This is a genomic window from Alsobacter soli (genome assembly GCF_003004785.1).
Lineage (GTDB): Bacteria > Pseudomonadota > Alphaproteobacteria > Rhizobiales > Beijerinckiaceae > Alsobacter > Alsobacter soli.
Genome location: NZ_PVZS01000004.1, coordinates 136,789 through 161,166 on the forward strand (window position 1 = coordinate 136,789; position 24,378 = coordinate 161,166).

22 protein-coding genes and 1 tRNA gene are annotated in these 24,378 nt (G+C 68.3%); 16 read left to right on the plus strand and 7 right to left on the minus strand.

The window, feature by feature from the left end; all coding sequences use genetic code 11:
• Positions 1–30: 30 nt before the first annotated feature.
• Positions 31–720 carry a L,D-transpeptidase gene (locus SLNSH_RS04890; protein WP_106335550.1) on the minus strand — a complete coding sequence of 230 codons (690 nt, stop codon included), beginning with the start codon at positions 718–720 and terminating at the stop codon, positions 31–33.
• 175 nt (positions 721–895) lie between these two features.
• On the opposite strand from SLNSH_RS04890, the gene SLNSH_RS04895 reads away from it, so the two are divergent.
• A complete protein-coding gene (locus tag SLNSH_RS04895) occupies positions 896–2,437 on the plus strand; it encodes a S10 family peptidase (protein WP_106335551.1) in 1,542 nt (513 codons plus the stop codon).
• Between the two features lie 238 nt (positions 2,438–2,675).
• Here the strand turns inward: SLNSH_RS04895 and nagA are convergent, their stop codons facing one another.
• Positions 2,676–3,857: an N-acetylglucosamine-6-phosphate deacetylase gene (nagA, locus tag SLNSH_RS04900; protein ID WP_106335552.1), complete on the minus strand. Its 1,182-nt coding sequence runs from the start codon at positions 3,855–3,857 to the stop codon at positions 2,676–2,678.
• Between the two features lie 135 nt (positions 3,858–3,992).
• Between nagA and SLNSH_RS04905 the strand changes: the two genes are divergently transcribed.
• From SLNSH_RS04905 to SLNSH_RS04920, 4 genes are all read left to right on the plus strand, one after another.
• Complete coding sequence (locus SLNSH_RS04905; RefSeq protein ID WP_106335553.1) at positions 3,993–4,898, plus strand: N-acetylmuramic acid 6-phosphate etherase; 906 nt, start codon at positions 3,993–3,995, stop codon at positions 4,896–4,898.
• A 93-nt stretch (positions 4,899–4,991) separates the two neighbouring features.
• Positions 4,992–6,110, plus strand: a complete 1,119-nt coding sequence (locus SLNSH_RS04910) for an anhydro-N-acetylmuramic acid kinase (RefSeq protein ID WP_106335554.1) — start codon at positions 4,992–4,994, stop codon at positions 6,108–6,110.
• 316 nt (positions 6,111–6,426) lie between these two features.
• Complete coding sequence (locus tag SLNSH_RS04915) at positions 6,427–9,387, plus strand: methyl-accepting chemotaxis protein (protein ID WP_106335555.1); 2,961 nt, start codon at positions 6,427–6,429, stop codon at positions 9,385–9,387.
• 130 nt (positions 9,388–9,517) lie between these two features.
• Complete coding sequence (locus SLNSH_RS04920; protein WP_106335556.1) at positions 9,518–9,892, plus strand: BA14K family protein; 375 nt, start codon at positions 9,518–9,520, stop codon at positions 9,890–9,892.
• Between the two features lie 410 nt (positions 9,893–10,302).
• On the opposite strand, the gene serA is transcribed toward SLNSH_RS04920, so the two are convergent.
• On the minus strand, positions 10,303–11,553 hold the full coding sequence (serA, locus tag SLNSH_RS04925) for a phosphoglycerate dehydrogenase (protein ID WP_106335557.1): 1,251 nt from the start codon (positions 11,551–11,553) through the stop codon (positions 10,303–10,305).
• A gap of 377 nt (positions 11,554–11,930) precedes the next feature.
• Between serA and SLNSH_RS04930 the strand changes: the two genes are divergently transcribed.
• From SLNSH_RS04930 to SLNSH_RS04950, 5 genes are all read left to right on the plus strand, one after another.
• A complete protein-coding gene (locus SLNSH_RS04930; RefSeq protein ID WP_106335558.1) occupies positions 11,931–14,327 on the plus strand; it encodes a methyl-accepting chemotaxis protein in 2,397 nt (798 codons plus the stop codon).
• A gap of 94 nt (positions 14,328–14,421) precedes the next feature.
• Positions 14,422–15,093 (plus strand): TetR/AcrR family transcriptional regulator, encoded by a 672-nt coding sequence (locus SLNSH_RS04935; RefSeq protein ID WP_106335559.1) that lies wholly within the window; start codon positions 14,422–14,424, stop codon positions 15,091–15,093.
• Positions 15,090–16,097 (plus strand): HlyD family secretion protein, encoded by a 1,008-nt coding sequence (locus tag SLNSH_RS04940; RefSeq protein WP_106335560.1) that lies wholly within the window; start codon positions 15,090–15,092, stop codon positions 16,095–16,097. Before SLNSH_RS04935 ends, SLNSH_RS04940 begins: the two co-directional genes overlap by 4 nt.
• Positions 16,094–17,062, plus strand: coding sequence for an ABC transporter ATP-binding protein (locus tag SLNSH_RS04945; RefSeq protein WP_425352972.1), 969 nt, complete (start codon positions 16,094–16,096; stop codon positions 17,060–17,062). Before SLNSH_RS04940 ends, SLNSH_RS04945 begins: the two co-directional genes overlap by 4 nt.
• Positions 17,063–17,079: 17 nt before the next feature.
• Positions 17,080–18,240 (plus strand): ABC transporter permease, encoded by a 1,161-nt coding sequence (locus SLNSH_RS04950; RefSeq protein WP_425352980.1) that lies wholly within the window; start codon positions 17,080–17,082, stop codon positions 18,238–18,240.
• A gap of 4 nt (positions 18,241–18,244) precedes the next feature.
• Here the strand turns inward: SLNSH_RS04950 and SLNSH_RS04955 are convergent, their stop codons facing one another.
• Positions 18,245–19,084, minus strand: coding sequence for a lytic murein transglycosylase (locus SLNSH_RS04955; protein ID WP_106335562.1), 840 nt, complete (start codon positions 19,082–19,084; stop codon positions 18,245–18,247).
• Positions 19,085–19,205: 121 nt separating this feature from the next.
• On the minus strand, positions 19,206–19,601 hold the full coding sequence (locus SLNSH_RS04960) for a DoxX family protein (RefSeq protein ID WP_106335563.1): 396 nt from the start codon (positions 19,599–19,601) through the stop codon (positions 19,206–19,208).
• Between the two features lie 230 nt (positions 19,602–19,831).
• Between SLNSH_RS04960 and SLNSH_RS04965 the strand changes: the two genes are divergently transcribed.
• The 3 genes from SLNSH_RS04965 (at position 19,832) to SLNSH_RS04975 (ending at position 21,380) form a co-directional block, all read left to right on the plus strand.
• A complete protein-coding gene (locus SLNSH_RS04965; RefSeq protein ID WP_106335564.1) occupies positions 19,832–20,758 on the plus strand; it encodes a dihydrodipicolinate synthase family protein in 927 nt (308 codons plus the stop codon).
• Positions 20,759–20,913: 155 nt separating this feature from the next.
• A tRNA-Arg gene (locus tag SLNSH_RS04970) sits at positions 20,914–20,990 on the plus strand.
• Positions 20,991–21,119: 129 nt separating this feature from the next.
• Positions 21,120–21,380, plus strand: a complete 261-nt coding sequence (locus SLNSH_RS04975) for a hypothetical protein (protein ID WP_106335565.1) — start codon at positions 21,120–21,122, stop codon at positions 21,378–21,380.
• A gap of 119 nt (positions 21,381–21,499) precedes the next feature.
• Here SLNSH_RS04975 and SLNSH_RS04980 read toward each other — a convergent pair whose 3' ends face one another.
• Positions 21,500–22,288 carry a class I SAM-dependent methyltransferase gene (locus SLNSH_RS04980; RefSeq protein ID WP_245422056.1) on the minus strand — a complete coding sequence of 263 codons (789 nt, stop codon included), beginning with the start codon at positions 22,286–22,288 and terminating at the stop codon, positions 21,500–21,502.
• Between the two features lie 34 nt (positions 22,289–22,322).
• Positions 22,323–22,850, minus strand: coding sequence for a Spy/CpxP family protein refolding chaperone (locus SLNSH_RS04985; RefSeq protein ID WP_106335566.1), 528 nt, complete (start codon positions 22,848–22,850; stop codon positions 22,323–22,325).
• 218 nt (positions 22,851–23,068) lie between these two features.
• On the opposite strand from SLNSH_RS04985, the gene SLNSH_RS04990 reads away from it, so the two are divergent.
• The 3 genes from SLNSH_RS04990 to SLNSH_RS04995 all read left to right on the plus strand — a co-directional run bounded on the left by SLNSH_RS04990 (position 23,069) and on the right by SLNSH_RS04995 (position 24,375).
• Positions 23,069–23,254, plus strand: coding sequence for a DUF3606 domain-containing protein (locus tag SLNSH_RS04990; protein WP_106335567.1), 186 nt, complete (start codon positions 23,069–23,071; stop codon positions 23,252–23,254).
• Position 23,255: 1 nt separating this feature from the next.
• Positions 23,256–23,432, plus strand: coding sequence for a hypothetical protein (locus tag SLNSH_RS24835; protein ID WP_158266683.1), 177 nt, complete (start codon positions 23,256–23,258; stop codon positions 23,430–23,432).
• A gap of 67 nt (positions 23,433–23,499) precedes the next feature.
• Positions 23,500–24,375 carry a quinoprotein dehydrogenase-associated putative ABC transporter substrate-binding protein gene (locus tag SLNSH_RS04995; RefSeq protein WP_106335568.1) on the plus strand — a complete coding sequence of 292 codons (876 nt, stop codon included), beginning with the start codon at positions 23,500–23,502 and terminating at the stop codon, positions 24,373–24,375.
• Positions 24,376–24,378 lie beyond the last annotated feature (3 nt).

The following is a 24,378-nucleotide window of genomic DNA, read 5'->3' on the forward strand; positions in this document are numbered from 1 at the left end:
CCACGGCTGCTCGCCTGCGCCCACCCGGGCTCAGCTGAACTCGTCGCCCTCTCCGCCCCCGCCGCCGCTCAGCACGACCACACGCGTGCCTGTCGACACCCGACGGTAAAGGTCGATCACGTCCTGGTTGATCAGGCGGATGCAGCCGGAGGACACGCGGGTGCCGATGGTCTGCGGCTCGATCGTGCCATGGATGCGGTAGAGCGTGTCGCGATCGCCCTGGTAGAGATACATGGCGCGTGCGCCGAGCGGGTTGTCCGGACCGCCGGGCATTCCGCTGGCGTATTCCTCCAGCTCGGGCTGGCGCATGATCATGGTGGAGGGGGGCGTCCAGGTCGGCCACTCGGCCTTGCGCTTGATGGTCGCATTCCCATGCCAGCCGAACCCTTCGCGGCCGACGCCGACGCCGTAGCGCATCGCGCGGCCGCCGTCCTGCACCAGATAGAGGAACTTCTGGTTCGGGTTGATGACGATCGTGCCCGGGCGCTCAGGGCCCGTGTAGGCGACGGGCTGGCGCAGGTAGCGGGGATCGATGCCGTCGATATCGACGGCCGGCACCGGGAAGGGCTCGTCGTCGAGCTCGGCGTACATGTCGTAATACTGTGGCTCAAGGCTGGCGCGGCGCGCAGCCGTATACGCCATGGGGGCGGGGCGCGCGGAAACACAGCCGCCCAGCAAGACCGGAAGACCGAGGGCGACGAAACGCCGGCTGACGGGCATGGATGAAGAACCTCCAGAAAACTTGACCGGGACCAATGCCGGCTGACGGCAACGGTTCCGTTTGACGCACGTTTGTGGGCTGGTTGCGGCGAAGCATGGTTTCCGGCGCAACACTGCCGATGTTTCGCCGCAACGCAGCGCGTAGGATGCGCTCGCCATCAGCCCAGGAGACCCTATGCAGACGTTCTCCAGACTGCGGCGCGCCGGGAGCGCGCTGTGCGTCCTGCTCGCACTCGGCGCATTCTCGCACGCTTCGCTTGCGTGGGCCCAGCAGGGACGCCCGCAGCGCGAGGAATCCCAGCAGCAGGATCGTGGAGAGAAGGCTCGCGACGACGCCCGTAAGTTCCCGGCCGATTCGACCACGGAACACACGCTCGAGTTGCCCGGCCGGACCCTCAAGTTCACGGCCACGCTCGGGTCCATCCCGCTTTATGACGGCGAGGGCGGCCCGCTGCTGGCGGAAGTAGGCTTCATCGCGTTCCAGCAGGCCGGTGGCGATCCGGCCCGCCGCCCGGTCACTTTCGCGTTCAACGGCGGGCCGGGCGCGGCCTCGGCTTACCTGAACCTGGCGGCCGTGGGGCCATGGCGCGTGAACCTGGAGAGCCCGGCCCCATCCGCGCCTGCGGTCGCGGCTCCGAATCCCGACACCTGGCTGGACTTCACGGACCTCGTGTTCATCGACCCGGTTGGCACGGGATACAGCTGGTCCACGGCGCGCGGCGACGATCTTCGCCGCCGGTTCTGGTCGGTGGACGCCGACATCCAGGGGCTGGCGACCGTGATCCGGAAGTGGGTGGAAAAGAACGGGCGGCAGGCCTCCCCCAAGGTGGTCCTGGGGGAAAGCTACGGCGGCTATCGGGCTCCCCGTCTCGCCCGCGAGTTGCAGACCGGCCAGGCGGTGGGGATCTCGGGCGTGGCCATGCTGTCGCCGGTGCTCGACTTCGCGTGGCGCTTCCAGCCGCGGCATTCGCCAATGCGATGGGTGACGGAACTGCCCTCCATGGCGGCGGCCAACATGGGCTCCCCTGATCCCCGCGCGCTCGAGGAGGTGGAGCGCTACGCCGCCGGCGAGTTCATGGCCGACCTGCTGAAGGGCCCCAACGACCAGGCAGCCGTTGACCGCATGACGCAGAAGGTCTCCTCGCTTACGGGCCTCGACGCCGAGCTCGTGCGCAAGCTGGCCGGCCGCGTCGATATCGGCACCTTCGTGCGCGAACGCCAGCGAGGACGGCTCGCCAGCGTGTATGACGCCACCATCTCGGGCTACGACCCGCAGCCGTTCAGCCAAGGCGCGGGCCACGCGGACGACCCCGTCCTGGACGCCATGGAGGCGCCGCTCTCCGCCGCCGCCACAGCCCTCTACCGGCGCCTTGGCTGGAAGATCGACCGCCCCTATCACCTCCTGAACCGGGAAGTCAGCAACCAATGGCAGTGGGGCGGACGGCGCAGCGCGCCCGAAGCGCTCGGCGCCCTGCGGGATGCGCTGGCGCTCGATCCCAACCTGAAGGCCATCGTGGCCCATGGGGCGACGGACCTGGTGACCCCCTATTTCGAAAACAAGCTTCTGCTGGCTCAGCTGCCGAAGATGGGATCGCCCGACCGGCTGCGGCTGCTGGTCTATCCGGGCGGTCACATGTTCTATACGCGTGACGAGGCGCGCGGGGCTTTCCGGGCCGATGCGCAGCAGCTCTTCCGCTCCGCACAGCCCAGCCAGTGAGGGCGCCGCGTGTGTGGGCGCCTGCGCTCAGTCAGCGCTCAGTGCATGCCTGATATGAGTGCATATGCATTGAAGGCAGACCTCGCGGCCCGCATATAGGGGGTGGTTCCGGTCGTGGTCTCCGCCTTCCCCTCCCGGCGTTGAGCCCACGTTGGACCGTTCCCCTCTGGACGGTTTTCGGGTTTCGATCCGGAACGACTCCAAAATGGCCGGGTGTCTCTGACGCCCGGCCTTTTTTTTATGCGCTCGGGTCTCCAGGGCGAAAATCAGGCTGTCCAGCGATCCAGGTCCCGATCACGTCGAGGTTCTGGTCGAGAGCGACCAGGCTCGCCGTGTAGCCGGGCGCGATCCGGCCGAGCTCGTGGCCGAGGCCGAGGAAGGTTGCGGGTATTCGGGCCGCCATCGCCAGGGCGTGCTCGATTGGGACGGCCATGAGCGACACGGCGTTGCGGACCGCCTGGTCCATGGCGAGATGGGCGCCCGCGAGCGTGCCCTCGGCGGTCGTGAGACGCCCGTCCTGGAGCCGGACCTCGCGTCCCATCAGGACGAAGCGGTCCGCCTCGGCGCCCACCGAGCTCATGGCGTCGCTGACCAGCATCAGCCGCTCGGCCCCGCAAGCCGCGTAGGCCGTACGCAGGGCGACGGGATCCACGTGCAGGCCATCGGCGATGACGCCGACGAACAAGCGCTTGTCGGCCATCGCAGCCCCGACGACGCCAGGGGCGCGGCCCTGCATCTGAGACATGGCGTTGAACAGGTGGGTGACGCCGGTGAGCCCCTCGTCAGCCGCCGCAAGGACCTGCGCCGCGCTGGCGTCGGAATGGCCGGCCGATACGCGAATTCCCGCCCTGGCCAGCGAGGCGACGAACCCAGCCGGAACGCTCTCGGGCGCGAGGGTGACCATGGACCGTCCGGCCCTCCCGAGGCTGAGCAAGGCTTCGATGTCCCCCTCCCCTGGCGTTCGGATGAAATCCTCCCTGTGCACGCCCTTGCGCGCGGTATTGATGAACGGTCCTTCGCAATGAACGCCAAGGACGCCCGGAATCTCCGCCACGGCGGCGGGAGCCGCCGCGACCAGGGCCCGCAGGCCCGCAGGCGCGTCCGTGATGAAGGTGGGCAGCAGGCCCGTGACGCCGAAGCGCCGGTGGGCGGCTGCGATGGCGCGCATGGAATCGACAGTCGGGGCGTCGTTCAGAAGGACGCCGCCACCCCCGTTCACCTGCAAGTCAATGAAGCCGGGAGCCAGGGTGGCTCCTTCCGGAAGCTCCGCTCGCGGCAGGTCCGAAGGCACGTCAGCCGGGAGGCCGATGCCCTTGATCTTGCCGTCTTCAACCAGCACCGCCCCGGGCCCGCCGAGGACGAAGCCGTCGAAGATGCGGGACGCCAGGATGGCGAAGCGCGGGCCTCTGGAGGGCTCCATTGGGACCTTTCGGGTGTCTCGTCGTTTTCTGATGGGAGCCGCCGTTGCGGCTACAACACTGACCTAACATAGGCGTGCGGGCCAGGGCCGGCCACAGTCCGGCAGTCCGGCCTCAACCGCCGAAGAGCGAGCAGCATGGCCACGGAGGATGTCAGCGTACGCTATGTGGATCTCGACGACTGGCCGACCGCGGACGCCGTGGAGGCCATGTTCGAGGGCCAGCTTGCGGCCGTGGCGGCGGTGCGCCCCGCCCTGCGGTCGATCGCGCTCGCCGTTGAGGACGCCGCCCAGGCCCTTGGGAAAGGCGGACGCCTGATCTACGCCGGCGCGGGCACGTCGGGGCGCGTGGCCGTGCAGGACGGGGCGGAGCTGCCGCCCACCTTCGATTGGCCAGCCGAACGCCTGGTCTTCGCCATGGCGGGCGGGCCGGGCGCCCTCATGCGCAGCGCGGAAGGGGCGGAGGACGACGCCGCAGACGCGGTCGCCAAGGCGGACGCCGCCGCGATCGGCCCCAATGACGTGGTGGTCGGCCTCGCCGCCAGCGGGGCTACGCCCTACACGGTCGCCTTCGTCCGGAGGGCGACGGCCCTGGGCGCTGTCACGGTCGGGATCGCCAACAACCCAGGCACGCCGCTGCTGGGAGCCGCGCGGCATCCCATCCTGCTTGAGACCGGTGTCGAGGTGGTCGCCGGGTCCACCCGCATGAAGGCCGGCACGGCCCAGAAGGCCGCGCTGAACCTGTTCTCCACGGGTGTGATGATCCGGCTCGGGCGGGTGTACCGCGGGTTGATGGTCCACATGCGGGCCCGCAACGTGAAGCTCCACCGACGCGCGGAGGCCATGGTGGCGGCCCTGGCGGGGTGCGACGAGAACATCGCCAGGGACGCGCTTCGCCAGGTCGACTGGGACGTGAAGCGGGCCACGCTGGTGGCGCAGGGCCTCGACGTCGACATGGCCGACGCCTTGCTGGACAGGGCCGGAGGCAGCCTCAGGCGCGCGCTCGCCGCCTTGGACGCTTCCGGCGAAGACGCTCCCGACTAACGGGCAGGACGCGTGGCCCTGGCCCCTGCCCTGTGATAGCCATGGGCCGCGACGCCTTGGGCGAAAGTGCGTCGGCCAAAACAAGGAAACGTCATGCCGGACGCCGAGTTGATCACCGCCATCGGGGCCATCAGCGGCACCTCCATGGACGGAATCGACGTGTCGATCGTCAGCACGGACGGCGACGCTCGGGTCACCACGGGTCCCGGGCGGACTTACCCCTACTCCGAGGCGCTGCGGGCCGAGTTGCTCGCCCTGATCGCCGACCCGGTGCGGGCGGAAGGGGACGAGCTTGTCGAGATCGAAGCCGCCGTCAGCGACGCGCATGCGGGCGCGATCCAGCAATTCATGGCCGATTGCGGGATCGACCGGGACAGCGTCCGGGTGGTGGGGCTGCACGGGCAGACGGTCTACCATCGGCCTGAGCGGCGCTTCACCCGGCAGTTGGGCGACGGGCAGCGTGTGGCTGCCACCCTCGGGATCGATGTCGTGAACCGCTTCCGCCACGCGGACATCGCGGCGGGCGGCGAAGGGGCGCCGCTCGTGCCCCTCTTCCACCGCGCCCTCGCGGCTGGGCTCGAGCAGCCCCTGATGGTGCTGAACCTCGGGGGCGTCGGCAACGTCACCTACATCGACGGCGACGCCGTGATCGCCTTCGACACCGGTCCGGCCTCGGCCCTGCTGGACGATTTCGTGCGGAAGCGGCTCGGGAAGCCCTATGACGAGGGCGGACGGCTCGCAGCTTCAGGGCAGGCCGACGCCACGATGGTGGCGGGCCTGATGAAGCACCCCTATTTCGACCGCCCCGCCCCGAAGTCGCTCGACCGCAACGATTTCCACGCCTGGGCCAAGGCCGTCCAGAGCCTGGGTGACGCCGAAGGCGCGGCGACGCTCGCGGAGTTCACCGCGGCCTCCGCCGCCGATGCGGTGCGGCACGTGCCGAAGCGGCCGCTCCGCTGGCTGGTCACGGGAGGCGGCAGGCTGAATGGGACATTCATGAACCTTCTGCGCCAGAAGCTCGGCGTCCCGGTGCAGCCGGTCGAGGCCGTGGGCTGGGACGGAGACTTTCTCGAGGCGCAATGCTTCGGCTACCTGGCGGTGAGGTCGATGCGCGGGCTGCCGATCAGCCTGCCGACCACGACGGGGGCGCCGGCCCCGATGACCGGGGGCGAGCTGTGGCGCGCGCCGTGCGAGACCGAAGGCGCACCGTAGCTAGCTCCCGCGCTCGAGTTTGGAATCAACGATCAATCGCACGTGAATCAGGCGATTTCCGCCGAAATGAAAGTCTTCTCGCCCCCAACAGGCCGAGTATATAAGCTAAAGAATCGCATCTCCGAAGCCGTTGATTCTGAATACGCCAAGCTCAATTTTGAACCGTTTGTAAGTAAATACTGTCGAGTCTGGCCGCGCGAGACCTTCCGCGCGGGCCTTTCGACTCTGTCGAAGCCACGATGACTCACGAGCGCGGAGAAGGTCTCCACCAAAGCCGCCCACCCCCGGGCGGCGGAACGATCCAGGGTGGGGCCCCATGTCCAGCGTATTGCGTGCGTTCTCGAAATTGTCCTTCAAGGTTCCCGCCATCGTGCTCACCGGCGCCGTGGTCAGCGCGGTCGCTGTCGGCGGGATGGCCTACGAGATCGCGCGGCGGTCGGCCGTGCAGCAGCTTGAGACGAGCCTGCAGGCCACCGTGCAGAACCGCGCGAGCGCGCTGGAGCGCTACATGCGGCAGGCCCAGACCAACCTGCGGCTCGTGTCAGAGACGCCGACGGTTTTCGAGGCGCTCAGCAACCTGGGCAACGACTACAAGTCGAAGGGCGCCGAAGCCGAGTCCCTGCTGCAGAAGCTCTATATCGACGAGAACCCGAACAAGGACGATCCGTCCAAGTACAAGGGCGAGCGGGACGAGACCAGCTACGGCTTCTACCACGAGAAGGTCCACACGATCATCGACCAGTATCGGCGGCAGTTCGAGTTCGCCGACGTCCTCATTCTGGATCCGAGCGGAAACGTCGTCTACTCCGCGATGAAGAACCGCGACTTTGCGACCAATGTCGCCACGGGGCGGCTGAAGGACAGCCCGATGGGGCAGGCCTTCAAGCAAGCACTGCAAAAGGGGGCTGGCGGCGAGGTCGCGTTCGTCGACAACGAGCCGTACGCGCCGCTTAGCGGCCAGCCGACATCCGTGCTGGCGAAGGCGCTGGTGAGCGACTCGGGGACCACGATGGGCGTGGTGGCGGCGACGTTGTCGCCCGCGGCCATGTCGCCGATCATCAACAAGAAGATGGGGGACACGGGACAGGTCTTCGCCGTCGGTCCGGACGGGCTCGCGCGCACGCAACTCGCGCTTCACAAGGAAGCGACGGCCGGCAAGCTGCGCTTCGAGCCCGCCACGGTGAAGACCGCGCTGGGCGGGACAGCCGCATCGACCCACGCTGCGGGAACGGGCGGCCAGGAGTCCGTCGTCATCGCGGTGCCGGCGAAGATCCTGGGGCAGACCTGGGCCGTGGTGGCCGAGCAGACCATGAGCGAGGTCGAGGCGCCGCTGGTCGCCATGGGCAAGCTCATCGCGATGGTGGGAGCGAGCATCCTGGCGGCCGTGGGGCTCGTCGGATGGCTCGCCTCGCGCACGATCTACCGGCCGATCAGCCTCCTGAAGGACGCGGTAGGCCGGCTGGTGAACGGCGAAACGGTCGAGCTCGGCGCAACCAGCCGGGCTGACGAGATCGGGGAATTGGCGCGGTCGCTGAAGCAGATCCACGAGGCTGGCCTCGCCTCGGCCCGCATCCGCTCGGCGCTCGACAGCTCGCCGGCCATGATCATGATCGCCGACGACCAGGAGCGCATCGTCTACCTCAGCCGATCGCTGGACGCGTTCCTGCGCGGGCTCGAGCCGAGCTTCAAGGCAGGGCGGGCCGACTGGTCCGTGGACGGCCTCATGGGCGCCCCGCTGTCGCTCGCCCGGGACAACCCGGCGATCGAGCGGTCCACCCTCGGCGAGGAGAACGGCTCGCAGCTCGTCCAGTACAAGATCGGCGGCCACACGCTGCGGCTCGCGCTGACGCCCATCCTGGGCGCCGACGGCGAGACCATCGGGCAGACCATCGAATGGCGTGACATCACGGCCGAACTCGCCGTGCAGGCGGAGGTCGCCGCCATGGCCTCGGCCGCCGCTGCGGGCGATTTCACCAGGCGCGTGCCGCTGGAGGGCAAGACCGGCTTCATGCGCGACCTGTCGCAGGCCATGAACCAGATGAGCGCCGGCGTCGACGCCGCCACGACGGACCTCGCCGACGCTCTCGGCGCGCTCGCGAATGGGGACCTGACCCGCACGATCGGGGCGGAGTACCAGGGCCGGTTCGGCGAGTTGAAGGACCGGCTCAACGAGACCGTCGAGCGCCTCGCGGAAACTGTCGCGACCATCCAGACCACCGCCGTGGACGTGGGCAGCGCGGCCCGCGAGATCAATTCCGGCGCGGACGACCTGTCCCGCCGCACCGAGGAGCAGGCGTCATCCCTGGAGGAGACCGCGGCGACCACGGAAGAGCTCGCCGCCTCCGTGAAGGCTTCGGCCCAGTCCTCCCGCCAGGCGCTTACGCTGGCCGAGGAAGCGATGGGCGTCGCCGAAACCGGCGGGCGCATCGTCACCGAGGCGGTGGAGGCGATGGCGCGCATCGAACAGGCCTCTCAGAAGATCAGCGATATCACCTCGGTGATCGACGACATCGCGTTCCAGACCAACCTGCTGGCCCTGAATGCGGCCGTAGAGGCCGCGCGGGCCGGCGAAGCCGGCAAGGGTTTCGCGGTCGTGGCGTCGGAAGTCCGGACCCTGGCGCAGCGCTCCAGCGAGGCCGCCAAGGACATCACGGGGCTGATCAGCTCGTCCGGCCAGCAGGTGTCGCAAGGCGTGAAGCTCGTGCGCTCGGCCGGCGAGGCGCTCGGGAAAATCGTCAGCGCCTCGCAGAAGGTCGCCAACACGGTGGGGGATATCTCCAGCGCGGCCAGCGAGCAGGCCAACGGCATCGACGAGATGAGCCAGGCCGTCGCCCACATGGACGAAATGACCCAGCAGAATGCGGCCCTGGCTGAGCAGAGCGCGGCTTCCGCCTCGTCCCTGGCTGGCCAGATCGAGCGGCTCAACGAGATCGTGGCCACTTTCAGGACGGACCGGGTCGCGACGCTCAGCACAGCGACTCGACCGGCGGCCTCCAGGGCGCCCGCTGCAAAAGCGCCCGCCAAGGTTGCGACCGAGAGGCCGGCCAGCGAGCCCGAGCGGCTGCGCCGGCTGGCCCAGGAAGCCTTCTCGGGCGGCGACGACGCATTCGCCGACCGCCCCAGGCAGGAGAGCAAGGCCGCGAAGCGGATCGACCGCACGAAGCCCAAGGGCGTGGCTCCGTCACGCCCCGGGCCGGATGAAGCGGCCCCGCCCCGGAAGGCGGCGGTTGGCGCCTCACGCGGCGGCGGGCGCGACGCCGGCTGGGAGGAATTCTGAGCCCGCGCGGCCGCGAAAGCCGCTCTCGCGTTCGCGGCCCCGTGATCGGCGGCCGCGAACCGACTTCGCCCTCGCACGTTGGGAAGCCGAACTCGGGCCGCCGGCCCGAGCCTGACTTGCGGAGACTTGCATGACCAACACGATGAAGAAGGGCCTGCTCGCCCTCGGCGCCCTCACCCTCTCCACCGGCCTCGCCATGGCCCAGGCCTACCCGCAGATGGGCGCCGGCGCCGGCGGCGGCGTCCCGGGCACGACGGCCTATCCGGGCGGCCGCGCGGGCGGCATGTCGGCTGGCGGCGTCGCGGGCGGAACGGGGACCTCGACCCGCTTCCAGTCCAACGAGATGGACCTTGAGACTGGCTCGATCAGGCAGTCGCCGGTGACGATGCCCACCGATTCCAAGATGCAGTGGAAGTGGGAGCAGTGCGCCAAGCTGTACCCGACCTTCGACGCGGCTTCCGGCACGTTCGTCGGCGAGGACGGACTGCGGCACCTCTGCCAGTAAGCGTCCCAGTTCAAATCGCGCTTGGCCTCGTCGGGCCAAGCGCGATTTCGGTTAGTGAATTGTCGCCGCCATCATTGCGGCGATCGCCGCCAGAAGGCCTACGCACAAGAACGCCAGCCGCGTAATCGCCATCCGATGATGCGCCTGGGAGATCCGCCCGCCCCGCAGCGGCTGCTCCCGAAGGGTGTTTGCGATCCGCAAGCCCATTCCCCGTGCTGCCGTGAACGGCCCCGACCCCTTGCGTCCGCAACGAATCGCCCCCGGGCCGCTGCACAACTCTTGCGGGAATATTGCGACCTAGATCAAGCCATAACCCGTCCGCCCCACAGGCACGGCCGAAAAAGGGCGAGAGCGCGCCTTTCCGTACGTCAATCGTCCGCGATGGAACTTTTCGGACGCAGGGCCGGAACTCAGTCTTCGGCCCGGTTCAGGATGCGAGCCCTGATGTTGCCAGGCAGCCCGCGCAGCTCGTGCACCACGTCCAGCGCGTCGAAATAATCGCCGTCCGCGTCAAGCACGACGTAACCGACCTCGCCGTCCGTCTGGTAGTACTGCGAGGCGATGTTGACGCCCCGCTTGGCGAAGACCGCGGCCAGGCGCCCCAGCATGCCCGGCATGTTGCGCTGGACCTGGATGAAGCGGACCCCGCTCGGGCGCGAGGGCAGTTGCACCTGCGGGAAGTTCACGGCCCCGAGGGTGGACCCGACGTCGCTGTAGTCCACCAGCTTGCGCGCCACCTCGCCTCCGATGCGCTCCTGGGCCTCCTCCGTCGAGCCGCCGACATGCGGGGTGAGGATGACGTTCTCCAGGCCCTGGAGAGGCGTGACGAAGCGGTCGGCGTTGGAGGAAGGCTCCACCGGGAAGACGTCCACGGCCGCGCCGCGCAGGTGGCCGCTGCGGAGCGCGTCCGCGAGCGCCTCGAGGTCGACCACCGTGCCCCGGCTGTTGTTGATGAGATAAGCGCCCGGCTTCATGGCGGCGATTTCGGCCGCTCCGATCATGCCTGCCGTGGCGGGGGTCTCGGGAACGTGCAGGCTGACCACGTCGCTGGCCCCCAGCAGCGCCTGCAGGCTCTCGGCGGGCTCGGTGTTGCCGTGGCGAAGCTTGTCGGTCAGGTCGAAGAAGATGACCCGCATGCCCATGGCTTCCGCGAGGGTCGAGAGCTGGCTGCCGATGTTGCCGTAGCCGACGATGCCGAGCGTCTTGCCGCGGACCTCCAGGCTGTCGGTGGCGGACTTGTCCCAGCCGCCTTCGTGCGCCTTGACCGAGCGCGGGAAAATCCGGCGCAGCAGCATCACGATCTCGCCAATCACGAGTTCGGCCACGCTGCGGGTATTCGAAAACGGGGCGTTGAACACCGGAATGCCGCGCCGCCTCGCCGCATCGAGATCCACCTGGTTCGTGCCGACGCTGAAGCAGCCCACGGCCATGAGGCGATCCGCGTTCTCGAAGACTTCTTCCGTGAGCTGGGTTCGCGAACGGATGCCAAGGATATGCACGCCCTTGAGCGCGTCTCGCAGAGCGGCGCCGTCGAGCGCCTTGGGCAGGCGCGTCAGGTTGGAATATCCCGCCGCGGCGAAGTGCTCGACGGCGCTGTCGTTCACGCCCTCGAGCAGGAGAACGCGGATCTTGTCCTTCGGCAGGGAAAGACGCTCGCTCATCAGTCGGATCCTCGGAATGGGCGACGGCGGGCCGGAGCGGCCGTCGAGTCCCGTGCGGTCTAGGCGAGGCGGCCGCGTCACGCAACATCCGGCCTCGCAGCCCGGGAATCCGGAGCTTGGCGCAAATTTGACCGTCTTCAAGGCCGCAGACGAATCCCGGTATCACTTACTTGTTTCTACTTATCTCAAATCACATACCTAAGTTGCATACCTCGGCTTTTATTATCGAGAACGATGCCTCGATTCATCTTTGATTCAATCTAACCTTGAATCCTCGATTAGCCGTCCAGCTTGCAGGATCAGCTGCAATCAACGGACCGCGCCCGCAAGGGCCGATCCGGGCGGGTGTGCGACCACGTCGTCGCGAGGGGCAACACATGTTCAACAATCTCCGCATCGGGCAGAAGCTCGGCATCCAGGCCGTGGCTGGCGTCGTGCTGGCCATCGCCCTCACGGGCACGCAACAGTGGTCGGCCTCCCGCGTCGACAGCGTTTCCTCCATCTCCAAGCGATCGGGGCGACTGATCGACTCGGTGCAGAACGCCGAGATGGCGTTCGCCCAGATGCAGATCGTCAACCGCAACGCCCGGTTCGCGACCACCTCCGAGCAATTGAGCGAGGCCATCCAGCCTTTGGCGCATGCGAGGACGACCGGCCTCGCCGGAATTGACGACGCGATCAAGCTGGCCATGATCCCGGAGAACCTGGCCGCGCTGAAGCAGGTTCGCAGCGAATACGAGCGCTACGCAGAAGCGGTAAACGACATCGCCGCCGCTCAGTCCGAGCGCCTGAAGCAATTCGACAAGCAGATCGCTGCCGCGGGGGCCTGGGACCAGCAGGTGCAGTCCGCCATGTCCGCCGCCCTCATCGCGGATCCGGTGACCCGGAGGGATCTGGAGATCGGCATCCAGCGCGTGAACGACTCCGTGAAGTCCGCCCGAACCGCCATGTGGCGGCATGAGGTGACTGACGACGAGAAGCTGCAGGCGGTGGTGGCCTCCTCTTTCGAGCGGGTGGCGGGCGACCTGGACCGGCTTCAGAGCTTCCTGACGGACGCCAGCCTCCTTCAGGCGATCGGAAGGCTGCCGCCCATCGTGGCCGATCTCCGCCAAGTGATGGAACACTGCGTCGCTCTGCGCGAAAGCCAAGCCAAGATCGTCGCCTCGCGGACAACGCCGCTCCGTGTCCAGGTGGTTGATCTCTTCACGCAGATCCGCAAGCGAGCCGACGCCAGGGACGTGGCTGTCGCCGCCGAACTCGACCGCGCCCTGTTCATGAGCAACGCCTTGTTCCTGGGATTGGCGGGCGCGCTCCTCATCGTGCTGATCGCCAGCGCGGTGGCGACTCTCCTGGGTGTCGCAAGGCCAATCGGGCGCATCGCCGGCGTCCTGGAAAAGCTCGTTGGCGGAGACAGCACGGTCGAGGTTCCGTTCGTGGAGCGCAAAGACGAGGTCGGGGCCGCCGCCCGGGCCGCTCTCGCCTATCGCGAGAGCCTCGTGCGCACGGCCGCCCTGGAAGCCGAGGAGCGGGCCGCAGCGGCGCGGCAGGCCGAAGCAGCCCGAATGATGGCGGAGGTGGTCGAGAACGTGAGCCAGGTGGTCGCGTCGGCGGCCGAAGGCGACTTCAGCCGGCGTGTCGCCGCGACCAGCGCAGGCGAGGGCCTTCAGAAGCTCGTGGACGGTGTGAACGCGATCAACGCCGCGGTCGACCAGGCGACCGGCGAACTCGCCTCGGTGCTGGGCAGCGTGGCCGCAGGCGACCTCACCCGCACCATCGACACGCCCTACAAGGGACGGTTCGGGGAGCTGCGCGAAGCGGTCAACGAAACGGTCGCCAAGCTGTCCGAGACGGTCGCCACGATCCAGACCACCACGGTGGACGTGCAGGCGGCCGCCACGGAGATCAACACGGGCGCGGACGACCTCTCCCGGCGCACGGAAGAGCAGGCCTCCTCGCTGGAGGAGACCGCGGCCACCACGGAGCAGCTTGCCGCATCCGTGAAGGCGAGCGCCGCCGCTTCCGCCCAGGCGGCCGGCATCGCCGAGGATGCGCAGACGGTCGCTTCCGACGGCGGCGCGATCGTGGCCAAGGCGGTGGACGCCATGGCGCGCATCGAGGCGGCCTCGCAGAAGATCTCGGACATCACCTCGGTGATCGACGACATCGCATTCCAGACCAACCTGCTCGCGCTGAACGCCGCTGTCGAGGCCGCGCGGGCGGGCGAGGCCGGCAAGGGCTTCGCGGTCGTGGCGTCCGAGGTCCGCACCCTGGCGCAGCGCTCGGGCGAGGCGGCGAAGGACATCACGGGCCTGATCAGCTCCTCCACGCAGGAAGTCTCACAGGGCGTCGCGCTCGTGCGCTCCGCCGGCGAGGCGCTGGGCAAGATCGTCCAGGCGTCCCGCAAGGTGGCCTCGACCGTCACGGAGATCTCGGAGGCCGCCCGCGAGCAGGCGAACGGCATCGACGAGATGAGCCAGACCGTCGCCCACATGGACGAGATGACCCAGCAGAACGCCGCTCTGGCGGAGCAGAGCGCCGCCTCCGCCGGCGCGCTGTCGGGCCAGATTGAGCGGCTCAATACTTTGATCGCGGGCTTCCAGACCCGCTCCGGCGGCGCCCGGCGCACCGAGCCGGCCCGGCTGCGCGAGATGGCGGCCGCGGCCTTCTCGGCTCGAAAGGCTTCCGAAACGGTGGACGCGGCCAGATCGGCCCCCGCCCCCGCGCCGAAGCGGGTCGCTGCGGGCGGGCGTTCCGGAGGATGGGACGAGTTCTAGCGCTCACTCCGTCTGTTTTCCCTCGCGACTTGAAGCCCGGTCCCAGACCGGGCTTTTTTTCTTCCCCGCCTTGCCAGGCGTTCCGACCGGGCGTATGACTGACCAGTCAGTCAGAGTGCGCTTCATGCCCGGGCGAGAGGACAAGAACAAGGGGACGTCGGGGTCTCGCAAGGCCACCGACAAGCGCGAGGCCATTCTGGCCGCCGCGCTGGATGAGTTCGTCGAGAAGGGCTTCGCCCTCGCCAGGCTGGACGACATGGCGGCCCGGGCCGGCGTCGGCAAGGGCACGATTTATCTCTACTTCCCTTCCAAGCAGGCGATCCTCGAGGAGTTGGTCCGGACATCCGTCGGCAGTCCGATCGCGGCGATCGGGGAAGCGGCGCTCGCCAGCGACCTGCCTACCGAAGCCCTGCTCCGCATGATTTTCAGCCGGGTCCGGACGGAGATCCTGGGCACGCGCCGGCGCGAGGTGGCGCGGCTCGTGATCGCTGAGGCCGGGCGCTTCCCGGAGATCGCGGCCTTTTATCACCGGGAGGTCATCGGCCAGGGGCTTCAGATGCTCCGGGCCCTGGCGCGGCGCGGGATCGAGCGGGGAGAATTCGACTCGGACGTGCTGGTGCGCTTTCCGCACCTCGCGGTCGCTCCGGTCGTGGTCGCCCTGCTGTGGACGAGCCTGTTCGACGGCATCGAACCGCTCGATGTGCAGGGCATGCTGGAGGCGCATGTCGATCTGCTGACGCGCGGCCTCAAGGGGAAGGGCCCATGAAGCGGTCGCGCATCCTGGCCCCCGTTCTGGCCCTCGCCGCCCTTGCCGGCGCCGCCTACTGGTTCGTGACCCGGCAGCCGGAAAGGCCTTCCGGGTGGCAGGGCTATGTGGAGGGCTACCTTGTCTTCATGGCCGCGGAGGAGGGCGGCCGGATCGAGAACCTGAACGTGGAGGCAGGCCACGCCGTGACGGAGGGGCAGCCCCTGTTCCGGCTGGAATCGTCGGCGCAGGACGCCCAGCTCGCGGAAGCGCAGGCGCGCGAGCGGCAGGCCCAGGCGCAGCTCGACAACCTGCAGGCCGCCTTGCAACGGCCGGAGCAGATCGCCGTGCTGCGCGCCCAGGAGGAGCGCGCCAAGGCCACGCTCGACCTGTCGCGGAGCGAGTTCGAGCGGCAGCAGCAGCTCTACGCCCGCGGCATCGCCGCCAAGGCGCGCCTCGACCAGGCCGATTCCACCTTCCAGCGGGACAAGGCGGCGCTGGAGGAGGCGCAGCGCCAGATCCGCGCGGCGGAGATTCCAGCGCGAACCGCCGATATCGCGGCGGCGGAGGCGGCCTTGCGGGCCGCCGGCGCGATGGTGAAGCAGGCGGAGACGCGGGTCGCCAAGCGTCGCGTCTTCGCGCCGGCGGCCGCGCGGGTGCAGGACGTCTATTTCCGCGCCGGGGAGGTGGTGAACGCAGGCCAGCCGGTGCTGTCTCTGCTGCCGCCCTCCAACCTGCGCGTGCGCTTCTATGCGCCGGAGACGGCGCTCTCGACGCTGGCGCTGGGGCAGAGCGTCGCGGTGAGCTGCGACAGCTGCCCGAAGGACCTCACGGCCTCTATCGCTTTCATCTCGCGCGAGGCGGAGTACACGCCGCCCGTCATCTTCAGCGAGCAGGAGCGCAGCAAGCTGGTGTTCCGGGTCGAGGCGACGCTGTCGGGCGAAGGCCTGAAGCTGCCGATCGGACTGCCTGTCTCGGTGCAGCCGGCCGGCGCCCGGCAGGCCCAGGCGGGTCCGGGCTCATGACCATGGCGGCGCCCTCCCCTGCTCCCGCGCACGATTCGGGCGCGCCCGACGTGGTGATCGACGTGGAAGGGCTGAGCAAGAGCTTCGGCTCGCGCACGGTCGTCCGGGACCTGACCATGCAGGTGCGTCGCGGGCTGATCTACGGCTTCCTCGGCCCGAACGGCAGCGGCAAGACCACCACCATCCGGATGCTGTGCGGGCTCCTGACGCCTGACAGCGGCCGGGGGACCTGCCTGGGCTACGACATCCTGACCCAGTCGGCCGAGATCAAGCGCCACGTCGGCTATATGACGCAGCGGTTCTCGCTCTATGCGGACCTGACCATCCGGGAGAACCTGGAGTTTGTGGCGCGGGTCTACGGCCTCCCGCATCCGCGCCGGGCCGCGCGCGACGCCATCGCCCGGCTGGGGCTTCAGAACCGCGCCGACCAGCTCGCGGGCGAGCTCTCCGGCGGCTGGAAGCAGCGGCTGGCGCTGGGCGCCTGCATCCTGCCCAGCCCGCAGCTCCTGCTGCTCGACGAGCCCACCGCCGGCGTGGACCCGAAGGCGCGGCGGGACTTCTGGGACGAGATCCATGGCCTCGCGCATGAGGGCCTGACCGTGCTGGTCTCGACCCACTACATGGACGAGGCGGAGCGCTGCCACGAGATCGCGTACATCGCCTATGGAGACCTGCTGACGCACGGCACGGTCGCCGAGGTGATCGCGCATGCGAATCTCTCCACCTGGACGGTGACCGGCCCCGATCTCGCCGAACTCGGCGAGAAGCTGAAGAAGACGCCGGGCGTCGACATGGTGGCGACCTTCGGGGCCGCGCTGCACGTCGCCGGCCGGGACGCCGCGAAGCTGGAGGCGGCGATCGCCCCCTACCGGCAGGACGGGGCCCGGACCTGGCGACCCGACGAGCCCACCCTCGAGGACGTGTTCATCGACCTCATGGGCCGCAGCCGGGACAACTTCGGATGACCGACTTCGACCGCCAGATGCAGGAGGTGGACGCCCGGACACGCGGCGCGCGCGCCGCCTTCGGGCGCTGGTGGGCCACCTTCATCAAGGAGTTGATCCAGCTGCGGAGGGACCGGGTCACCTTCGCGACCATGATCCTCATTCCGCTGATCCAGCTGCTGCTGTTCGGCTATGCGATCAACACCGACCCCAAGCACTTGCCTACCGCGGTGCTGATCCAGGACGACTCACCCTTCGCCCGGTCGTTTCTGGCCGCCATGCGGGCGAGCGACTATTTCCAGATGGAGGCGCAGGCGACCACCGAGGCGGAGGTCGACGCCCTGATGCTGTCGGGGCGCGTGCAGTTCGCGGTCCAGATCCCCGCCCATTTCGGCCGCGACGTCATCCGGGGCGAGCGCCCTGCCCTCCTGGTCATCGCCGACGCGACGGACCCGGTCGCCACCGGTGGCGCCGTGTCGGCGCTGCAGGGGCTGGCCGCGAACGTGTTCTCCCGCGACCTGCTCGGGCCCGCCGCCAATTTGGCGGGCAAGCCCGGACCATTCGAGCTTCGGGTCCACCGGCGCTACAACCCGACCGGGGAGACGCAGCTCAACATCGTGCCCGGTCTCATGGGCGTGATCCTCACGCTCACCATGCTGATCTACACGGCCCTGTCCGTGACCCGAGAGATCGAGCGGGGCACCATGGAGAGCCTGCTCTCCATGCCGATCCGCCCGACCGAGATCATGCTGGGCAAGATCGCGCCCTATGCGCTGGTCGGCGGCGTGCAGATGGCGGTCATTCTGACGGTCGGCCGCCTTCTGTTCGACGTCCCGGTGCTCGGGAACATCGGGCTCCTGGTCAGCCTCTCGATGCTGTTCATCGTGGCCAACCTGTCGGTCGGGTATACCTTCTCGACGGTGGCGACGACGCAGCTGCAGGCGATGCAGATGTCGTTCTTCTTCTTCCTGCCGAACATCCTGCTGTCCGGCTTCATGTTTCCCTTCCGGGGCATGCCCCTTTGGGCGCAGGCGATCGGCGAGGTGATCCCCCTCACCCACTACCTGCGCATCGTGCGGGGGATCATGCTGAAAGGCGCGACCGCGTCGGACCTCCAGTCCGACATGCTCGCGATCGCGGCCTTCACGTTGGCGGCGATGACAGTCGCGGTGGTGCGCTTCCGCCAGACGCTCGACTAGACCGTTACTGGCTGCCCACCGTGTCGCGGCCGGCGAGCCGTTCGGCGTAATAGGCGATGGTGCGGGAATACACCTGCGACTTGTTCCATTGCAGGATCACGTCGAAGTTGGCCGTGCCGGGCCCCCAGGGCTGCCCGCGTTGCCAGCCGTAGCTGTGCAGGAAGTTGGCGGTGGAGGCCAGCGCATCGGCCGAGCTGCGGATCAGGTCGCGACGCCCGTCCCCGTCGAAATCGACCGCGAACTTCAGGAAGGACGAGGGCATGAACTGGGTCTGGCCGAACTCGCCAGCCCAGGCCCCATGCATCTCCGCAGCGGTCATGTCGCCCCGATCGATGATCTTGAGCGCGTCGATGAGCTCGTTCTGGAACATCTCGCTGCGGCGGCAGTCGTAGGCCAGGCTCGCGAGCGCGCGCAGGCTGCCGAAGTTGCCCTTCACGGCGCCGAAGTCCGTCTCCAGGCCCCATATCGCCACCAGCACGGGGCCGGGCACGCCGAACTGCTGTTCGATTCGCGCGAATGTCGGCGCCATCTGTCGCAGCAGGCTCTGGCCCTTGCTGAGCCGGTACTTCGAGACCATTCGGGCCGAGAACTCCTCGAAGCTCTGGCGGAACACCTTCTGGCCCCGGTCCCGGGACACGATTCCCTGGTCGTACTCGGCCACCGCCAGGCCGGCCTCGATGCCCCGGTCGGACACGCCGCGGGCGCGCGCCTCAGCGCGGATGTCGTCCAGGAACTTGTCGAAGCCCGCGGGATCGCGGCAGGTGGCCGCGGAAGCCGGGGCCGCGAAGGGGACGAGCGCCACGCAGGCGAGAACCGCTGCGCGGAGGGCGGGAATGGTCTTCATCAAACGACGATCCTTTCGATACCCCGGCGCAGTGTGGCGCAGGGGAACTTGCATCGGCAACACACCCAAAAGGTCGGGACCGATCGAGGCGCTTTTCGAGCTGAATGGAGGCTTTACGGCTTCAGTACCGGCCGCTCCGGCGGGCGTCGACGCTCCAGGGCCCGGGCCCGGCGAAGACGAGATAGAGGAAGATGAAGCAGTACAGGATGGCGCCGTCGCCGCCGTTGTTCACCGGGAAGAAGTTCCGCGGCGCATGCGCCATGAAGTAGGCGACCGCCATCTCGCCGGCCACGACGAAGGCCGCCGGCCGGGTGAACAGGCCAAGGACGATCAGCGCCCCTCCGACGAGTTCCAGGAACCCGGAGAACCAGGGCAGCGACAGGAACGCCGGATGGGATCCGCCCGGAGGAAAAGACAGCAGCTTCTGCATGCCATGCTCGAGGAAGAGCAGCCCGGTCATGATGCGCAGCACGCTCAGCATGCGGGGCGCCCAGGCATCGAGGGTGTTCAAGGTCATGACGTGCGCTCTCCATGGCCTCCGCAAGCGACTGCGAAGCCCCCGCGAAACGCGTGGCAAAGCCACAGGTTCAATGATCCCCTGCAAGGGCTCGCTGGCGCGAGCGCAAGGCCAGTTGCAAGCATCGCGCGCGCACCTCTTGCGCCGGGCCGCCCGACGCGGTCATCTCCTTGGCGAAGCCGGGCTTCACGCAGCCCGGCGTTGAAACGATTGAACCAGGAGGAACGCCCATGTCTTCGCCCGCCCAGCCCTATCGCGGGGTCTTTCCCGTGGCGCCCACGCCCTTCACGGCCAGCCAGGATCTCGACTTGGACGGAATGAAGCGGGTGCTGGACTGCATGATTGACCAGGGCGTGGATGGGATATGCATCCTGGCCAACTACTCCGAGCAGTTCCTGCTTTCGGACGAGGAGCGGGACGTGCTGCTCGACCTCAGCCTGTCGCACGTGGCCGGTCGGGTTCCAGTGATCGTCACCTGCAGCCATTTCAGCACCCGGATCGCGGCGGCGCGCGCGAAGCGGGCGGCCCAGGCCGGGGCCAGCATGATCATGATGATGCCGCCCTACCATGGGACGGGGCTGCGGGCGGACGAGAAGGGCGTGATCGAGCACTTCGCGAAGATCAGCGAAGCCGCGGGGGTCCCCATCATGGTCCAGGACGCGCCGCTGAGCGGCGTCACGCTGTCGGTCCCGTTCCTGGCCAGGCTGGCGCGGGAGGTCCCGGGCGTCACCTATTTCAAGATCGAAACCCCCTTCGCGGCGGCCAAGCTGCGGGGCCTCATCGCGGCTGGCGGCGAGGCCATCGTGGGCCCGTTCGATGGCGAGGAAGCCATCACGCTGATGGCGGACCTGGACGCCGGCGCGACCGGCACCATGTCCAGCGCCCTCCTGCCCGACCTCATCAAGCCCGTGGTGGAGCACCATCGCGAGGGCCGCCGCGATGAGGCCAAGGCGGCCTATGCGCGCATCCTGCCGCTCATCAACTACGAGAACCGTCAATGCGGCCTGCGCGCCACGAAGACGGTGATGATGGAGGGCGGCGTGATCAAGAGCGACGCCGTTCGCCACCCCCTCGAGCCGATGCACCCGGACACCCGCAAAGGCCTGCTGGAGCTCGCCAACGACCTGCAGCCGCTCGCCCTGCGCTGGGGCCGCTGAGCACGCCTTCCCGCGATGCCATGAACGCCGGCCCCTCGCGGGCCGGCGTTTTCGCAAGATCGTCATCAATCGTGTTTCGGGGGGTTGCGCATCCCTCCGCGAGCCGCTAATGAAGCGCCCGTGACGGACGCGCTGCGGCGCTTCCACCTCACAAAGCGCCCGTAGCTCAGCTGGATAGAGCATCAGACTACGAATCTGAGGGTCGGACGTTCGAATCGTTCCGGGCGCGCCATTTTCTTGAAGCAGCATCGGTCTGTTGCAGGCGCAAGCCTCTCAGGCATCAGGCGCGTGCTGTGAGATCTTCAAACGCAATCAACCAGTGCTATGGTCCGCGCCGTGCAACCATGACGCGGGGTGTTGCGTGGCGCTGGGAACCTTCTTCCTCATCATCGTGGGAATCGTGCTGCTGGCCGTGTGGAGCGGCCGCAGGCCGTTCAAGTTTCGCCATAACGGCGCAGTCTACTACCGGCTGAAAGACGGCACGTTCCAGGACGCCGCCAAGGCGCCGGTCACGGACCCGGCTCTGATCACGGTGCTCGAAGCAGCCTACAAGAAGGAAAAGGCCGAGCAGGACGCCCTTCCCGAAGGGCCGGACCTGGATCGGGTCAGCAGCAACGACTAGGAGCGCCGGCCTGGCGGGCGCACCACGTGGCTTGACTGACGCAGCGTGCTTCAACCGGACCAGGGACGGCGTTCGGGCTACGGCAGCGCCGCGGCCGTGCGCTTACGGGACCGAGGCGCTCAGCCGGGCCGGGCCGCGGCGTCCAGTTCCGGCCGGCGCGCGCGCAGCATGAGGGTCCACCCCCAGCCGCGCGCCTCCATGAAGTCCCTCAGGGCGTCGCCCAGCACTGGGCGAAGCAGGTGGTTGACCTTGTAGCTGGTCAGGAGACGCCTCGGCCATTTGTGGGCGACCGGGGACACTGAGAACAGCTCTTCGACGACGAAGTGCGGGGATGCGAGCTCGGCCAGTTCCTGGGCGTCCACCCATTTACGCAGCTGGCCAGGGGCCGGCGGGGCGATGTTGGCGCAGTGATCTCGAAGCACCGGCTTGTTCTGCGTCGCCATCAGCAGCTGGCCGCCGGGCCGCAGCAGGCTGGCGATCTTCTCCATGAAGGCGGCCTGGTCCGCGACATGGGAGAGGACCTCCAGGCAGACGATGACGTGGTAATGCTGCGGCTCGAAGTCGAGACGCATGAAGTCGCCCGGAACGAATCGAACATGGGGCAGCCTCCTTGCCTGACGGGCCAGCACCTCGTCCGAAAGGTCGGTTCCGGTGGTCGCTCCGTAGCGCGAAAGCTCCTCGCAGAACCAGCCTGCTCCACATCCCACTTCCAGAATTGTTAGGTCTCGACGGCCGATCCTGTCCAGCCAGGAGCGAACGACTTCGGCTTGGCGCAGCGAGATGTCGCCGCGGGAGCGTTCACGGGACTCGGCGTTCCAGCGATTCCAGAAGCTTTGCTGAAGGTCGACAGCCACATCCATCAGAGACACCCAGGATTCTTCGGCGAATCGAAAGGGCAGGCCGGGCACGCGCCGGTCCTGCCCTTGCTTCCGTTCTGGAAGATCAATCCACGGCTTCGCCGTCGTATTCGTCCTCGAGCTGCATGCGGCGGCTTTCCACCGCGTCGCGCGCCTCGTGGATCATGTAGACGGCCAGGATCTTGAGACGGGCCTTCTGGGCGCCGTCGAGGGTGGCGAACAGCGGCTGCCACGCGTCGGCCAGCTTCTTCAGGGCCGCCGAGCGCTGCGAAAGAACGTCCGCCCGATCACGCATCAGTTCGATGACGTCCCGGCGTTCGGTGCGGGGCGTCGCCAGGGCCTGCAGCCGCAGGTAGCGCATCTGCGCGCGGGAACGGATCGCGTCCTCCACGGCCGGCCATAGCTTGGCCTGCTCCGGCGTCAGCTGGAGGGCGGTCTTGATCACGTCGATGCGCGATTCCGTCAAGGCCTTCCAGTCAGCTGCGTTGAGCAGCTCGCTGGCCCCCTGGCTGATGCGCTGGGCCAGGGGCCCTGGCGCCGCGCCCTGCGCAAGGGCCGGCCCCGAGGCGACGATGACGAGCGACGTCAGTCCCGCAAAAGCGAGTTTCAGCATTGGCGCACCTCCTTGGTTGAGCCAGGCGATTATGCCGGCAAGGCAGGTGATGCCGCATGATGTCGATCAGTTTAGAGAATTACTTCTTTTCAAGATCGGTTTGCCAGGCGCGCATTGACCTTTCGCTCACGGCCGGCGCGGACCCGGGAACCTCTTTCCGTGGAACCGGAACCACCACCATTCGATTCTCCCGAGCAACCTCCAGCGGAGCAACCGGCATGAGCGACGACAAGAGCAAGCGGGGCCATCAGGATCGCAGCCGCGTTTCGGCGGACGAGGGGTACGAGGTCCGCTACTTCGCGGAGAAGCACGGGATCACGGTCGCGCAAGCCGAGCAGTTGATCCGCGAACACGGTTCGAACCGCGCCACGCTGGACGCGGCGGCCTCCAAGCTGAAGGCCTGAGATGCCGCGCAACGACATTGCGGTCATCATCGGCTTCATCGTGGCCATGTGGTACCTGTTCGCTGGGCCCGGCAGGGCCGGCGGCTTCCGGGACCGACGGTCCGTCGTGGGCGCCTTGATCGCCTTCGTGGTCGCCTTCGCGATCACGTGGATCTGCCTGCGGCTGGTCGGGTACTGAGCATCCGGAAGGATGGAACGTCGCGCGTGAGCAGCGCATTTCGGTGGGTCGTCCGCGGAGGCCTCCCATGCGATCCGGCGCCCTGCTCGCCCTCTTCCTGGCCGGCTCTCTGGGAGCGACCTCTCCCGGGCTGGCTGAGGATGCGCCCGCGCCGCTTCGGGTCTGCGCGGACCCCAACAACGCGCCGTTCTCCAAGCAGGACGGCTCGGGCTTCGAGAACGCGATCGCGCGGCTCGTGGCGGAGGAGCTCCGCAGGCCGCTTGACTATGTCTGGTGGGCGCAGCGGCGCGGGTTCATTCGCAACACCCTGAAGGCCGGCATTTGCGACGTGGTGATCGGGGCGCCGGCGCACCACTACGACATGGCGCTGCGGACGCGGCCCTACTACCGCTCGACCTATGTGGCCGTGACCCGGGCCGACCGCCATCTCGACATCACCGACCTGCACGATCCGAGCCTCAAGTCGCTGACGATCGGCGTGCACCTGATCGGGGACGACGGCGCCAACCCGCCGCCGGCCCATGCGCTCGCCCAGCTCGGCGTCGTCAACAACGTGAAGGGCTATCCCATCTATGGCGACTACCGGCAGGACTCGCCGCCGCAGCGGCTGATCGAGGCGGTCGCCAAGGGCGAGGTCGACGTGGCTTTCGCCTGGGGGCCGATGGCCGGGCCGGTCGCCAAGGCGTCCCCCGTGCCGCTGAGAATCCAGAACCTCGAGGGCGAGGAGGCCTTCGCGCCCCTGGAGTTCACCTTCGAGATCGCCATGGCGGTGAGCCGGGACAACCTGCCGCTGCGGCGCGAGCTGCAGAGGGTGCTCGACCGGCGGGGCGGAGACATCCGGGCGCTGCTGGAGCAGGCTGGCGTGCCGCTGCTGCCGTTCCGGCGACCGAGCCTGGAGATCGTGGCGCAGCCCGGCGGGGCCGACGCCAAGCAGGCGGAATGAGCC